This is a genomic window from Paenibacillus sp. XP01, assembly GCF_057364885.1.
On sequence record NZ_CP139481.1, the window covers coordinates 801,170 to 814,797 of the forward strand.

Annotated in this window: 13 protein-coding genes; 6 read left to right on the forward strand and 7 right to left on the reverse strand. The window is 50.2% G+C overall.

The window, feature by feature from the left end:
- Positions 1 to 99 precede the first annotated feature (99 nt).
- On the reverse strand, positions 100 to 1,143 hold the full coding sequence (locus tag SNR34_RS03760) for an LCP family protein (protein WP_236420824.1): 1,044 nt from the start codon (positions 1,141 to 1,143) through the stop codon (positions 100 to 102).
- Between the two features lie 210 nt (positions 1,144 to 1,353).
- On the opposite strand from SNR34_RS03760, the gene SNR34_RS03765 reads away from it, so the two are divergent.
- Genes SNR34_RS03765 through bcp form a run of 4 tightly spaced genes read left to right on the forward strand, consistent with a single transcriptional unit; the run spans position 1,354 to position 4,493 of the window.
- Positions 1,354 to 2,400 (forward strand): ABC transporter ATP-binding protein, encoded by a 1,047-nt coding sequence (locus SNR34_RS03765; protein WP_343262388.1) that lies wholly within the window; start codon positions 1,354 to 1,356, stop codon positions 2,398 to 2,400.
- A 1-nt stretch (position 2,401) separates the two neighbouring features.
- The gene (locus tag SNR34_RS03770) at positions 2,402 to 3,196 is read left to right on the forward strand and encodes an ABC transporter permease (RefSeq protein WP_236420826.1); all 795 of its coding nucleotides are present in this window, start codon (positions 2,402 to 2,404) and stop codon (positions 3,194 to 3,196) included.
- Positions 3,197 to 3,200: 4 nt separating this feature from the next.
- Positions 3,201 to 3,986, forward strand: a complete 786-nt coding sequence (locus SNR34_RS03775; protein ID WP_486181172.1) for an ABC transporter permease — start codon at positions 3,201 to 3,203, stop codon at positions 3,984 to 3,986.
- Positions 3,987 to 4,028: 42 nt separating this feature from the next.
- Positions 4,029 to 4,493 carry a thioredoxin-dependent thiol peroxidase gene (gene bcp, locus SNR34_RS03780; RefSeq protein WP_486181173.1) on the forward strand — a complete coding sequence of 155 codons (465 nt, stop codon included), beginning with the start codon at positions 4,029 to 4,031 and terminating at the stop codon, positions 4,491 to 4,493.
- Positions 4,494 to 4,599: 106 nt separating this feature from the next.
- Here the strand turns inward: bcp and SNR34_RS03785 are convergent, their stop codons facing one another.
- Genes SNR34_RS03785 through SNR34_RS03805 form a run of 5 tightly spaced genes read right to left on the reverse strand, consistent with a single transcriptional unit; the run spans position 4,600 to position 9,868 of the window.
- Positions 4,600 to 5,727 (reverse strand): GerAB/ArcD/ProY family transporter, encoded by a 1,128-nt coding sequence (locus SNR34_RS03785; protein ID WP_486181174.1) that lies wholly within the window; start codon positions 5,725 to 5,727, stop codon positions 4,600 to 4,602.
- Positions 5,728 to 5,770: 43 nt separating this feature from the next.
- A complete protein-coding gene (locus SNR34_RS03790) occupies positions 5,771 to 6,865 on the reverse strand; it encodes a GerAB/ArcD/ProY family transporter (protein WP_339276027.1) in 1,095 nt (364 codons plus the stop codon).
- 17 nt (positions 6,866 to 6,882) lie between these two features.
- The gene (locus SNR34_RS03795) at positions 6,883 to 7,119 is read right to left on the reverse strand and encodes a hypothetical protein (RefSeq protein WP_236420831.1); all 237 of its coding nucleotides are present in this window, start codon (positions 7,117 to 7,119) and stop codon (positions 6,883 to 6,885) included.
- A gap of 5 nt (positions 7,120 to 7,124) precedes the next feature.
- The gene (locus SNR34_RS03800; protein WP_486181175.1) at positions 7,125 to 8,330 is read right to left on the reverse strand and encodes a Ger(x)C family spore germination protein; all 1,206 of its coding nucleotides are present in this window, start codon (positions 8,328 to 8,330) and stop codon (positions 7,125 to 7,127) included.
- A 20-nt stretch (positions 8,331 to 8,350) separates the two neighbouring features.
- Complete coding sequence (locus SNR34_RS03805) at positions 8,351 to 9,868, reverse strand: spore germination protein (protein WP_486181176.1); 1,518 nt, start codon at positions 9,866 to 9,868, stop codon at positions 8,351 to 8,353.
- Between the two features lie 218 nt (positions 9,869 to 10,086).
- On the opposite strand from SNR34_RS03805, the gene SNR34_RS03810 reads away from it, so the two are divergent.
- On the forward strand, positions 10,087 to 11,292 hold the full coding sequence (locus SNR34_RS03810) for an MFS transporter (RefSeq protein WP_486182392.1): 1,206 nt from the start codon (positions 10,087 to 10,089) through the stop codon (positions 11,290 to 11,292).
- A gap of 64 nt (positions 11,293 to 11,356) precedes the next feature.
- Here the strand turns inward: SNR34_RS03810 and SNR34_RS03815 are convergent, their stop codons facing one another.
- Positions 11,357 to 12,013, reverse strand: coding sequence for a DedA family protein (locus tag SNR34_RS03815; protein WP_236420835.1), 657 nt, complete (start codon positions 12,011 to 12,013; stop codon positions 11,357 to 11,359).
- A gap of 354 nt (positions 12,014 to 12,367) precedes the next feature.
- Between SNR34_RS03815 and SNR34_RS03820 the strand changes: the two genes are divergently transcribed.
- Positions 12,368 to 13,558, forward strand: a complete 1,191-nt coding sequence (locus SNR34_RS03820; RefSeq protein WP_486181177.1) for a polysaccharide deacetylase family protein — start codon at positions 12,368 to 12,370, stop codon at positions 13,556 to 13,558.
- Positions 13,559 to 13,628: the final 70 nt, after the last annotated feature.

Below are 13,628 nucleotides of genomic sequence, written 5' to 3' on the forward strand. Positions count from 1 at the left end.
TCCCGCGACAAACATGCTGAAACCAGGCGGAATACAGCGCAGCAAAAAAGGCAGCCGGATGGCTGCCTTTGGCAAAGCGTGATCATGCATGGTGAACTTTTATTGTGCAGGCTGCCCGGTATCCTGATCATCACCGCTGGCCGTCTTGTCATTGGCCGCATCCTGGCTGTCGTTCTGCTCCACAGGCGGATGGATGATATCCTGCACATGCTGCTTCAATTTCTCTTCGCTCGTTACGGTCAGAACCTGGGCGCCGCCTGGCGTGCGCTCTTCTTTCAGCAAGTCCATGGGCGGAACTTGCTCGCTGCCGTTCATGCTGCTCTGGTACCCGAGTCCGCCGAGCTTCCACATGTCGGAAAGAGTCAGGTTCGTATCGACGTAAGGGCTGACCTCCTCCAAAATGCTAGGCAGCTTGGCAATCGTTGTGGTCGATTGCATTTTCGCCGCAACGGCTTTCAGAAATTCGCGTTGGCGCTCCGAACGCGCAAAGTCGGACATGGCGTCATGACGGAAACGCACATACATCAGGGCCGTTTCGCCGTCCAGGTGCTGATAGCCCTTCTTCAGGTCGATATCATATTCGTTGTTGTCGGCTTTACTCGTATAGTGCATGTCCTTCTCGACATCGAAATCGACGCCTCCAACCGCATCCACCAGTTTGATGAATCCTTGGAAATCCGTATACACATAATATTGGACAGGGATGCCCAGTAGGTCGCTGACCGCGTTCATGGCCACGTTCGGACCATGGGTGATGGCGGTATTGATTCGCTCTTTGCCGTACCCCTCAATATTTACATAGGTGTCCCGCAAAATGGAAAAGAGATTGATCTTTTTCGTAAGCGGGTCAAGCGATACAACCATCATGCTGTCGGAACGGGGGACTTCGCCTTTCTTTAGTCCGCGCGCATCAACGCCCATCACGAGAATATTTACGGTATCCGTACCCTCCCATTTTGGCGGATCCGGCGTATTTACTTTTTCGACATTTTCAATGCCGGCAAACGGAGATTCGTCGCCTTCCTTTTGCAAGCCATTCAATTGATTCAGAATAGAACCGAAATAAAATGCCGCCGCTCCGCCAACAAGCAGGATGAAGGCGGCAAGAGAAATCCATATGGTTCTCTTCGTCTTTCTGGTCATGCTAGCTCTCCTTTGTATTCAAAATGAAAGAACAAAATAAGTCCAAACGCTGAATCAGACCGAGGTCTTCCGTTCAGTTCCCCTTCACGACAAATGCGAAAAGAGTGAAAACCTCGCAGATGATTAAAGCTTGCTGAATTTTGACTGATACCATTATAATTTCTTTTTGGGCTACAAGCAATTTCAACAAAATCCAAGTGAGGTATAAACATGCTGGCGATTGATGTCAAAGATTTGCGCAAGTCATTCAGCGTGCAGAAGAGCCGCGGCGGGCTCAAGGGCGCGTTTCAGGATCTGTTTGCACGTCAATACCAGGAAGTGTTGGCTGTAAACGATATCTCGTTTCAAATTCCGCAGGGCGAAATCTGCGGTTATATCGGAGAGAACGGTGCCGGGAAATCAACGACGATCAAAATGTTGACCGGCATTTTGGTGCCTACTTCGGGACACATCTCGGTGGGCGGATACGTTCCCTATCAGGAACGCGAAAAATTCGTGCAGAACATCGGCGTTGTGTTCGGACAGCGAAGCCAGTTGTGGTGGGATATCGGGGTCATCGAGTCGTTCCATCTGCTGCGGAAGGTGTATAAAGTCGGAGAAGCCGATTTCCGCAAACGGTTGGACGAATTGGTTGAGCGATTGCAGCTGCAGGAACTGCTGAACCGTCCGGTTCGCAAATTGAGCCTCGGCCAACGGATGCGCTGCGAGCTGGTGGCTGCCCTGCTGCACAACCCGGAGATCGTCTTTTTGGACGAACCGACCATCGGCCTCGATATCGTCGTCAAGTCGGAAATCCGCGAGTTTTTGAAAGACATGAACAGAGAACATGGCACAACGATTCTGCTGACGACACATGACTTGCAGGATATTGAAGCATTGTGCTCCAGAGTGATCATGCTGGATGCGGGCAATATCATTTATGATGGCGGGCTTGATCATCTGAAGTCTCAGTGGGGGACGGAGCGCGAAATTCGCTTCAAATTCGGAAAGGCCTATCCGCTAAGCCGCATGCAGGAATGGACTGCCGAACTGCCTGTGCGCTGGACGGCGGAGAATGAATTGTCGGCTTCGGTTTGGATTCCGCTGGAGCTCAACGTGTCCGACGTGCTGGCCCGGGTAGTGGGACAAGCGGACATTACGGATATTCAAATCATCGAAACCAATACGGATGAGATTGTGCGCAGCATCTACCAATCCGGTTCTGCGGATCGCCCTGAAATCGCAGGCGCCGAGAACGAAGCGGCAGGTGTATCCTGAAATGAACGGCGCTTATCTTGATTTTATACGCATTCGTTTTCTGACCATGCTGGCCTACCGGGTCAATTATTATTCCGGTATTCTGATATATACGCTTAACATCGGCGTGTATTACTTCACCTGGCAAGCTATCTATGGAAGCAGCGGCGAGCTTGGCGGTTTCACGGCAGCTCAGATGACGACCTATGTGGCCGTATCCTGGATGGCCCGGGCGTTTTACTTCAACAATTTGGACCGCGAGATCGCTGCGGACATCCGGGACGGCACGATTGCGATCCAATTCATACGACCGATCAACTATGTCATGGTCAAAATGATGCAGGGGCTCGGCGAAGGCGTATTCCGTTTTCTGCTGTTCATGATCCCAGGGATGCTGATTGCGATCCTGCTGTTCCCGGTTGAACTTCCGACCGCACCGTCGGCATGGATCGGATTTCTGGTCATGCTGTTCTTCAGCTTCCTGATCAACTCCCAGATCAACGTCATTACGGGGCTTGCCGCGTTTTTCGTCGAAAACAACGAAGGCATGATGCGCATGAAACGCGTAGTCGTCGATTTGTTTTCCGGCCTGATCGTGCCAATCAGCCTGTATCCGGGCTGGCTGGCTGCCGTGATGAAGGTGCTGCCCTTCCAGGCTATTACCTATTTGCCAGGCTCCGTGTTTACCGGACGGGTGGAAGGCACGGGAATCTGGAACGTACTGGGCCTGCAAGTATTATGGTTCGTCGTGCTGTTGATTCCGATGGTGCTGATCTGGCGCCAGGCGCGCAAGCGTCTGTTCGTGCAAGGAGGATGACGGAATGTACTATTTGGGACTTGTATGGGAATATTTGAAAAATTACATGAAAACAAGGCTGACTTATCGGGCCGACTTCTGGGTTGAAATCATATCCGATCTGCTCTTTCAGGCCACGAACCTGATTTTTATCTTTGTGGTGTTCCGACACACCGATAATCTTGGCGGCTGGAGCGAAAGCGAGGTCCTGTTCGTCTACGGTTATTTCATGGTGCCTTACGGCATTTTCAGCTGTTTCATCAACATGTGGGGGTTCAGCGAGCGTTATATCGTCAAGGGCGAGATGGACCGCATTTTGACCAGGCCGGCTCACAATTTGTTTCAAATCCTGCTGGAGAACGTGGACCCGCCCGCACTGGTGGGATCGTTCATCGGACTTGTCATCATGGTTCTCAGCGGAGCCGAAATGGGACTGGTGCTGGAGTGGTGGCATATTCCGGCGCTTGCCATCCTCGCGATCAGCTCGGTGCTGATCTATGCCGGGATTTATACGTCTCTGACGTCGCTGTCCTTTTATTCGGATGCGCCTACGGGCATTTTGCCATTGATGTACAACATTCAGGGATACGGGCGTTATCCCGTAACCATCTACAATCGCGCCATTCAGGTGCTGCTCACCTGGATCATTCCATTTGCGTTCGTGGGCATTTATCCGGCGGCCTTGTTCCTGGACCGGGCCGAAATGCATCGGATGGCCTTGCTTACGCCTGTCATGGGAATCGTTTTTGGGGCCATCGGACTGACATTATGGAATTTTGGCGTGAAACGATATCGCGGCGCAGGTTCGTAACATGACACTGTCCGCATAAACGGATTGAAGGAGGAATGCAGAATGACAATAACGGAAGGCATGCAGGTTCCCGATTTCGAGCTGCCGTCCAGCTCGGGCGAACGTGTGAAGTTATCCGATTATCGCGGACAACGCGTGCTGCTCTATTTTTATCCCAAGGACTTAACCTCTGCCTGCTCGCAGCAGGCCTGCGATTTTCGCGATCGACATGAGGAATTCCAGGGGCTGAACACGGTGATTCTGGGCATCAGCACAGATCCGATGAAACAGCATGACAAATTCATCGCCAAATATGGGCTTCCATTTGTCCTGTTGTCGGATGAGGAGCACAGCGTGGCCGAACAATTCGGAGTGTGGCAGCTTAAAAAGATGTACGGCCGGGAGTACATGGGCATCGTCCGTTCTACTTTTCTGATTGACGAAGAGGGGAAGCTGTTGAAGCAATGGTCCAAGGTGCGCGTTAAAGGGCATATCGAAGAGGCGCTCGAGGCGGTAAAGTCGCTGTAGTCACATATCTTAAGTGAATCCAAAGGTCGTGGTTGCGGATCATTCCGTAAATGCGGCCTTTTTGGCATGCAATCTTTCCAAGTGTTTTAGGAGCCGCAGATGGTATTTATCTGTCATAGCTTCCTTCAGAGCGCGGTGGTTTGCCAGAAATCTTTTTTCTGAACCGATGAATGAGCAGCAGGAATAGAGGAATGACCGTGCTTACGGTAATGTCCAATTCGAACCAGGCAGGCATGATCGTGAGCGTGTAAAATATGATGTTTGGCGCAATCAGCACGCCCATAGCAAAGAAAAGCAGCATGGACGGAAGAATCAGCGGCTTGTGATCTTGCATTTTAAAGAGCTGCGCGGTTCCCACGATGAATGCGAAGATATGCAGCATGCTTTTGAAATACGTGGAGATCAGCCAAGCGATTGCCATCAATGCTTCGATCCGTTGGAAAAAACGGCCTATGTCAATCTTTTGGGCGAGGATGTAGGAAACGTAGATGTTATGCTGCGTTAGCATGGGGCCAAGCACCAGCAGGGACACCAGCAGCAGCATGCTTAGAAGAATGCCGCCGAACAATGCGGAGGTTAACATGTCCCTTTGAAGGTGAGGCCCTTTCGAGATATAGGGAAACAGCATGGATAGTACGATCAATTCGCCATAGGAAGTAAAGGCCCCCCGAATAATTCCATCTACGAAAGAGAGCCAGGGAATGCCGAAATAGGGCTTTAAATGGGAAGCATCGGCTTGAGGGAGCAAGGCCAGGATTAAAATCAGCATGCCCATAACGACAAACGGCGCCAACAGTTCCGCGCTTTTGCCGATCGGTCCAAGCCCCTTGAGCATCCCCCAGGTCAGCGAAGCGATGAGCAGGATGATAATGGCCCGAATCGGGGTCTTGAGATAAATCTGGGTGGTCAAGAAATCGCCGACTTCCCGGATGCATATGGCTGCTCCGACGAGAAAGTAAAACAGGTAACAGACAGCCAAAGCGAACCCGAACCAGCGACCGAGTGCGATGTAACAAATTTCGATCAGCGTCTTCCCGGGATAAGCCTTGTACAATTTGAACATCAGCCATAGAATGCAACAACCGACGGGCTGGGCCAGCAGCGAGCAGATCCAGCCGTCTTGCTGTCCTGGATACGTAACCAAGGTCGGATAGATCAGGATCATGTCTCCGATCATGACCATAAAGGTAAGCACGGCAAACTGCCGAATGGTCAGCTTCTCTTTCATTTGCATGGGCCGTACAATCCTTTCGTTAAGCAAGGGTCAATGATAGGGTCTATGAATTTTTTCGCGATTTGCCCAGGTGAACCAGCAGAAGAAGGCCCGGCAAAAGGATGCCGATGGTTGTATCCCAGTCTACCCAGTAGGGAACGATGCTGATAACAATATACGTAATGCCGGGGGCGATCAGATTCGCCAAGCCGAAGATCAGCAGGGAGGATGGAAGGATGAGAAACCGGTACTGCTTCATTTTGAATATTTCCGCAATGCCTACCGTAAAGGCATAAAGGTAGACCATCGTTTTGAAATAGGTCGATACTAACCAAGATGAAGCCATAAGTGCCTCTATTCTTTGAAAAAAGTCGCCGATGTTTATTTTTTGCGACAAAACAAAGGAAGTATAAATGTTATGCTGCGTAAGGAATGCACCCAGCACAAGCATGGCGATGGTAACCAATAGAGCAAGTACGATATTGCCCATGCCTGCCGCCACAATCAGATCCCTCGTCCGGTTCGGTGCTGCGGCTGAGTACGGCAACAACATCAACACCGGGATCGTTTCGCCAACCGGATAAATGATGCTTACCAAGATCCCTTGGGCAAAAGATACGGCATTCGTATCCTGAAACGCTTTTAAATTGCTGGTATCGGATTTCGGCAGCAAGCAGAAGGTGAGCACCAATATAAAAACGATGACGATGGGAATCAGCAGCTCGCTGGTGCGCCCCATCGTCTCCAATCCGTTATACACTCCCCAGCCGATGGCGACGACAAACATAAGAATGACGACACGAATCGGCGTGTATTGAAAAATCTGGGTGGTCATGAAGTCGCCGACCTCCCGGGTGTAGGTGGAAGCGCCGAGGATAAAAAAGAACATGTAAAAACAGGAAATGAGCGTTCCCGGCCAGAATCCCAGCACACTGCGGCATATGCCAACCAAGTTCTGGTCAGGATAGGCCCTGCCGAGTTTGAGGAACATAGCCATCAGAGCCATGCTGACAGGGACGCCAATCAAGGCACAGATCCAGGCATCTTGTTTAGCATAAGAGGTCATGACCGAAGGGTAGATCATCATCATGTCGCCCACAACCATCATGAACACAAGGGTTGCCAATTGTCTTGTTCCAAGCCGTCCCCGTTCAAGCATTTTTCTCCCCCTCTTAGCTAGGTCCCGGTTAAGCGGGCCAACAACTGATTCACAGGCTCGTAGATCCAAATAACGATATTTAGCGGGCTGGGAAACTCCCACAAGTTGACGGCAATGACGGTGAATACGGTCGCCAGCAGCAGCATAACGCTGTAGACCGCTGTTTCCTTCCATTGTTTTTGTTTGATCAGCTTGGGAAGGTCAATCCATCCTATGATGCCTGCGGCAAGGATGGCAGATAATGAAAGGAGCATGTTTCTCAGTCCTTTATTTCGTTTTTGAACGAGTTATCCAAAGCACCTACGCGTTTGATTTGTACATTCGATTCGAATTTCACCTCAAGATTTTCGAAGTATTTGTCCCAATCCTTTTCGATTTTTTGAAAATATTTGGGATTGGCATGGTAAACTTCCTGGCCGAATCCAAAAATGTCCACATGGTATTTTCGACGAACCGAATTGACCGAGGTTTGCATAAGCTCCACGAGGCTCTCCTGGGATTGCTTCTCCAATTCCCGAATGGCCGCCATGGCACCGATCGACATGCCGCAATCGACCGAAGCGATGGACGAAATCGTTTTGACCTTGATATGGATAACCGGTTCACCCCCGACAATTTTAGCTTTGCGTTTGGTCTTGGAGCGCAGCGTTTTCAACGTTACGACGCCCTGGCTCGACGGGCAATCGACATGGCCGACCGTTGCCACAACGTTGTCGCGGATGTAATTGTACCCTTTGGATTCTTCTTCCGTTAACCACCCAATCAGCTTATCCCTTTTGAAAATGCCTAGTCCTGTTGAACTTAGCCGCGCGGGTGATCGAATGAATGAAATATTATCCTTACTGCCGCTATTTTCGCTATTGCCTATAACCTCAATCCCCGTAATAACGGGTTGTATGCCCGGGGAAATCATGGAGTCCATGAGTTTATCCCCTGTTACCGTCGTGGTAGGAGCCCAGGTTTTGGCGGACACGTCCAGCGAGCTGAATATTTTTTCAGCCGGGATATTATCCAAAGGGGTCAGCAGATCGAGAACTTTGGTTGCGGTCGTGTTTCTTGCGATCAAAACGTAGTAATCCGGTCGCACGGACGGTTCCCGCATCAAAGCCTCTGTGACATCGTAGATCCCCTGTTTTCGAGCGTACTCTTCTCCAAATACGAGTACACGTATGTGAGACATGAAAGTTTGCCTTGGACTTATCTCCGTAAGCTTCTGTATCGCTTCGAACAACGTTTTCGCAGTGGCTTGATATTGAGTCACAGGGGTACCTTTGGCACCGCCGGATTTGTTGGAAATTTCGTTCGGTACGACAACCTGAGCGCTGACCTTGATGAGCTCGCCTTCCATGTCGACGCCCAGCCCCAGCATAATGCCGAGTTCGTTGAGCTCCTGCCGATCCCAGCAGCCCGTGAGGAGAGGGAGCAGGACCACAAAGGAAAGAATCATACGCAAGCATTTGTTCATACGCCGATCTCCTGACTGAGTTATCGCTTCGTTGGTTTAGAAGATTCTCGTGTCACGTTTGACGTGCCTGTAGAAATAGGCCGGGTTTTCATACGGGACCAGGGAACACGAAAAATGGTATCCTTCAGGTCTTTCTGGACAAACGGCGCAAACGGGGACATGTACGGAACGCCAAATGAACGCAGGCTGCACAGATGGGTAACCGTAATAAGCAGCACGATCAGGATGCCGTAGAATCCGAAAGCTGCCGCGAACATCATCAGAACGAAGCGCAAAATGCGAACCGAGATCGATAACCCGTTCTCGGGAATAACGTAACTTGAAATCGCCGTGATGGACACGATGATGACCATGGCTGCCGAAACTACCCCTGCGTCTACGGCAGCCTGTCCGATTACGAGCGTACCTACGATGGACACGGCTTGCCCGACCGTCTTGGGGATGCGAATGCCGGCCTCGCGCAAAATTTCGTAGGTCAGCTCCATCAAAAGAGCCTCGATGAAAGCAGGGAAGGGAACCCCCTCACGTTGGGCAGCCAGGCTGATCAACAGATTGGTAGGCAGCATTTCCTGGTGGAAGGTCGAGATGGCAATGTAAAACGACGGTGCAAGCAAGGCGATAAAAAAAGCCAGATAACGAATCATGCGAATGAGCGTACTGATGTCCGCTCGCTGGTAATAATCTTCTGCCGATTGAAAGAAGTGCACAAACAAAGCAGGGACAAGCAGAACGAAGGGGGTCCCGTCGACAATGATGGCAACCCGGCCCTCGAGAAGAGCAGCCGATACGGTATCTGGACGCTCACTGTTATATAAGGTGGGAAATAGCGTCCTCGTTTTATCCTGAACCAATTCTTCGATATAACCGCCTTCCAGAATGCCGTCAATATCGATTTGATCGAGCCTGCTGCGCAGTTCTTTCACGACTTCCTGATCGACGGTATGCTCCAGGTAGAGGACGGCCACACGTGTTCTGGTCACCCGGCCAATCTCGCGTTCCTCGATCCATAATTGCGGATCGCGGATTCGTTTGCGGATCAAGGCCGTGTTGGTACGCAGATTTTCCGTAAATCCCTCCATCGGTCCACGTACGACGGACTGGGAAATGGGTTCGCCGACAGAACGGTCTTCCCAGCCTGCGGCAGCGATTCTCAATCCGCGTGTGGACCCTTCCAACAGCAGGATGGCACTGCCTGCCAGCAGTGCTTTCAGAACGTCATCCATGCTATCGATGAACAAGACGGTGCTTGCGGTTAGCACGTCGTTCTGAAGATAAGTCAAATGTTCGTCATCCTTGGAAAATGAGGGCAGATCCCGCATTTGAAGCAATGATTCCAGGATGGCGAGGTTAAGCACCTGCACATCCACAAGTCCATCGATGTATAGCAAGACGGAAGGCCATTTGTGCAAACTCTGCAATGGTCGGATCATTAAGTCGTTGCTGTGTCCCATGATGGTTTTGCAGTACTCCATATTTTCGCTCAAATTCCTGGAAATCGGGTGTGGTTCTTTTTCAGGGTTTTGCTTTGTGGCCCCCATTCCGTCCCTCCTCCCATACATCCTATATTTGCAAGTAGTATGACCGGGAATATTTCGAATTATGACAAAAAAAAGGATGAACGGCGTTGGTGGAGGAGAGGATTGCCTTTATTATTAATTTAGAATAATATCTAATTAGATAATTATCTATTTAATTTATTGAGGTGAAAAACATGTTGTTCCGCATTTCTGCAATTCGTCTGTTGCGGGATGAACCGATGTATCGGCGCCTGTTCTTGGCCGGATTGTTGACGGGAATAGGCGACCGGTTCTGTCAAGTGGCCATGCTTGCCATAATTATTCGGATCACAGGTTCAGGAGTTATGCTCGGGGGAGCATTGGCACTGCGCGTACTGCCATTTTTATTGCTTGCTCCGGTCGGTGGTTGGCTGACGAAGTATTTTTCCCGCAGAAATATCATGCTGACCATCAATTGCATAAGGGTTCCCCTTGCTCTAGGGTACCTGCTGGTGCGTCAAGCAGAGGATTTGTGGATCCTCTATGTCGCAACGGCGCTGTTGGCTTGTGCAGAAGCCGTATATGCACCCGTACGCAAATCTGGAATTCCGCTGTTTGTTAGGTCGGAAAATTTACTAAGGGTTAATGCTTTGGAGCAGGTATTAAATGGTGTGGTATTGATCGTGGGCGCTCTTCTGGGCGGTATTGTCTCGACTGTTTTTGGCCCACAATCCGCCTTTGTGGCAAATGCAGCAGCATTCATGCTTGCATCAGGTTTGGTTCGCCGGCTGGATGATTCATCCGGATCAAAGCCAAATGAAGGCAGGGTATTGGAGGATACGAATGTTCAAAAAAGAAATGGCTCGACTTCCGCGATCTGGTCGTTGCTCCGTATGTCGATTCCGCTGCAGGTCATTATTGGGTTTGACTTGCTGGTTCCCGTAATTAATGGCATAGACAACGTCCTTATCTCGGTTTATGCAATCCAAGTGTTTGGGCTTGGGGATTGGGGAGTGGGGATATTCTATTCTTCACTTGGCTTGGGGCTTGTACTAAGCAGTTTGTGTTCTCGATATGTCAGAGGAAGGTTGCTTGCAGGGGTTGTCATATGTTTGCTCATTGAAGGAAGCCTGCTCATGGTGCTGAGCGGGGCCCCGGGTCCAATAAGCGCCGTCATCATCTATCTATCGCTCGCTTTCATGTCAGGAATTGGGAATATATGCCTGGACACATTGCTTATGATCAAAGTTCCGGAGAAACATAGGGGAGTGATCTACGGTGTGGTGACGGCATGGAGCGGCAGCGTGCTTGGGCTCTCCATGTTCGGTGCAGGTGTTTTGCTGGAAAGGATGGACCCGCGCCAATTGGGTTTTGCGGGGGGACTCGGGTTTGCCGTGCTCGCGCTATTTTTGAGTGCGTATGCATGGATCCGGGATCGCCGGGTTTTTGGCAGGAATGAAGCGTAACGAAAAGGAGCCCGCACAGCATCTGGCGACTCCTTTTCGTTACGGAACGGGCACACAGCGATGCCTATTCCGCGTTTTGTTTTTGTCTTTGGCGGACGGGAACGGATTTCCGCGCGAAGCGTTGCCCCAAAGCTTTGCGGTAACGGTAAAGCACGGCAGCGATCAGGACAAGACCGATGGCTGCAACAATATAAGCGGTGTACTGATGCGCCAGCTTGAATACGGCACTCCATCCAGGTCCGAACAATTTGCCGATGCCGAGGAAAAGGACGACCCAGAATAATGCACCAGTATATGCATAGAGAGCGAACTTACGGAAAGAGATGGCCGCTATGCCGGAGAAATAACCGGTAAAGTGGCGGACTCCCGGGATGAAATATCCGATAAAGATCAATCCGTTGCCGTATTTGGAAAACCATTTTTGCGTTTTATCCAACTTGTCGGGTTTAAGGAAAAACCATTTTCCGTATTTCATTATAAAAGGCAATCCGGCCTTTGCCCCGATAAAATACGTGATTGTCATACCGATGGTCGTGCCGAGAAACGCAAGGATGGCGAGTATGCCGAAATCAAGCTGCCCTTTGTAAGACAAATAACCGGCATAGGCCATCGTTGTTTCTCCCGGGAAGGGAAGGGCGACGAACTCGAGCAACAGACCGAAAAACAAGACGCTGTATCCGTAGGATCCAAATAATTGCTGGATCTTATCAAGCAATTCCAATAGAGTTCACTCTCCTGAGATTCATATGAATCATGCTGCGGGGCGATAAGGCAACGATGGTTAGCAATAACTATATTTCATGCTACCGAATCTGCCGGCGAGAATCAAATACAGCTGCCAGGCTGCTGAAAATAAGTTTCATTTTTACGTCTTTTTTAGAAGCAGCCTCCATATAATTCTAACAAATCTGCTGAAGTCTAGCAGTAAAATTTCAATAGAATGCTGGAGGTTGATTCGATAATGGCGCATAGATCAAAAGGGGCAAAGATTCAAGAAGCGCGATTTCTCTATAATGCAGTAATTCTACATAAATCGGAAAGGTCCGGGTGGCGCCGAATGTTCTTTCGGTTAGTCATGACAATATGCATGGTTGCCTTAGGCGGAACGATGGGCGCATCATTCGTTTCTGCGGCTAAAGACAGCGATAGGGATAAAGTCGTCTATCTGAGTTTTGACGATGGCCCAGGCAAACATACTCCCGAAGTGCTGGATATTTTACGAAAGGAGAACGTGCCTGCCACGTTTTTTGTATTGGGGGAACAAGCGGAGCTCCATCCGAAACAGATTCGCAGAATATTGAAAGAAGGACATGCCTTGGGCAATCATACGTATAATCATCGATATAACGAACTGTACCGCGATTTTCAAACGTTCTGGGCACAGATCAAGCGGACGGAGGAAGTGATTCATGACATCACGGGAATCCGTCCTGATCTGGTTCGGGCACCAGGCGGTACTTACGGGCATTTTGACCAGAACTATTTCGATTTGTTGAAAAGAGGCGGGTATACCGTTATGGACTGGAATGTCGATAGCGGGGATTCCAAACGCAAAAACGTACCTGCCAAGGAAATTTTGCGCAATGCCACCCATGTCACAGCCGGGACAAACTCGGTTGTTGTGCTGATGCATGACGGTGGGGCGCATGCCGAGACCGTAAAGGCGCTGCCAGGCATCATCCAATTTTATAGGGATCACGGCTATCGTTTTGACGTCATGAGTTCTTCCGATCAGGAACCTGTGCAATTTCGCGTGCATCCTAGCGAGAAATACAAGTCTCGCAAAGCTCCGAGCAAAACCTGGATTGCGCAGCATGTTGATCCGAATCGCCAATTGTGGACGACAGCGAAGAAGGAATTGAAGGTAGAAATCGGATTACTGACCGCTGAGCTCGGCCAGGACGAATTCCGCATGAGCGATCGGCAGATTATGGTTCCTCTGCGGCACTTTTTGAAAACGATCGGAGGCACCGCGAGTTGGGATGCGAAGTCCAGAACGGCAACGGTGTTATGGAAGAATCGAATGGTTCAAGTGGACCCCTCGGGCGGATGGATGACGACAAAACGATGGCATGATTCGGAGGGGCGCGCCGTCCAGGCTAAAGTCGAAATCCATGGAGGCACGATCTGGGTGCCGCTACGCGAACTGCTGGAGCAGATGGGAGCCTCGATCCATTCCACGCAATCAACGGCTTCGGAGTGGGTGATCAAGGCGAGCCCGCCGCTCACTTCCATAGCATATTGGCGGTTCTACGACGTGATCTGAAGAATCCGGTTTATCCTTTCTACTTCCGGGCAACAATGAATCATAGATTACTATGGTTCAGAAATGCCAG

Bases quoted from the DNA above. Each gene is read 5' to 3' on its own strand.
- SNR34_RS03760 (WP_236420824.1), bottom strand. From the start codon at position 1,143: ATGACCAGAAAGACGAAGAGAACCATATGGATTTCTCTTGCCGCCTTC.
- SNR34_RS03765 (WP_343262388.1), top strand. From the start codon at position 1,354: ATGCTGGCGATTGATGTCAAAGATTTGCGCAAGTCATTCAGCGTGCAG.
- SNR34_RS03770 (WP_236420826.1), top strand. From the start codon at position 2,402: ATGAACGGCGCTTATCTTGATTTTATACGCATTCGTTTTCTGACCATG.
- SNR34_RS03775 (WP_486181172.1), top strand. From the start codon at position 3,201: ATGTACTATTTGGGACTTGTATGGGAATATTTGAAAAATTACATGAAA.
- bcp (WP_486181173.1), top strand. From the start codon at position 4,029: ATGACAATAACGGAAGGCATGCAGGTTCCCGATTTCGAGCTGCCGTCC.
- SNR34_RS03785 (WP_486181174.1), bottom strand. From the start codon at position 5,727: ATGCAAATGAAAGAGAAGCTGACCATTCGGCAGTTTGCCGTGCTTACC.
- SNR34_RS03790 (WP_339276027.1), bottom strand. From the start codon at position 6,865: ATGCTTGAACGGGGACGGCTTGGAACAAGACAATTGGCAACCCTTGTG.
- SNR34_RS03795 (WP_236420831.1), bottom strand. From the start codon at position 7,119: ATGCTCCTTTCATTATCTGCCATCCTTGCCGCAGGCATCATAGGATGG.
- SNR34_RS03800 (WP_486181175.1), bottom strand. From the start codon at position 8,330: ATGAACAAATGCTTGCGTATGATTCTTTCCTTTGTGGTCCTGCTCCCT.
- SNR34_RS03805 (WP_486181176.1), bottom strand. From the start codon at position 9,868: ATGGGGGCCACAAAGCAAAACCCTGAAAAAGAACCACACCCGATTTCC.
- SNR34_RS03810 (WP_486182392.1), top strand. From the start codon at position 10,087: ATGTATCGGCGCCTGTTCTTGGCCGGATTGTTGACGGGAATAGGCGAC.
- SNR34_RS03820 (WP_486181177.1), top strand. From the start codon at position 12,368: ATGACAATATGCATGGTTGCCTTAGGCGGAACGATGGGCGCATCATTC.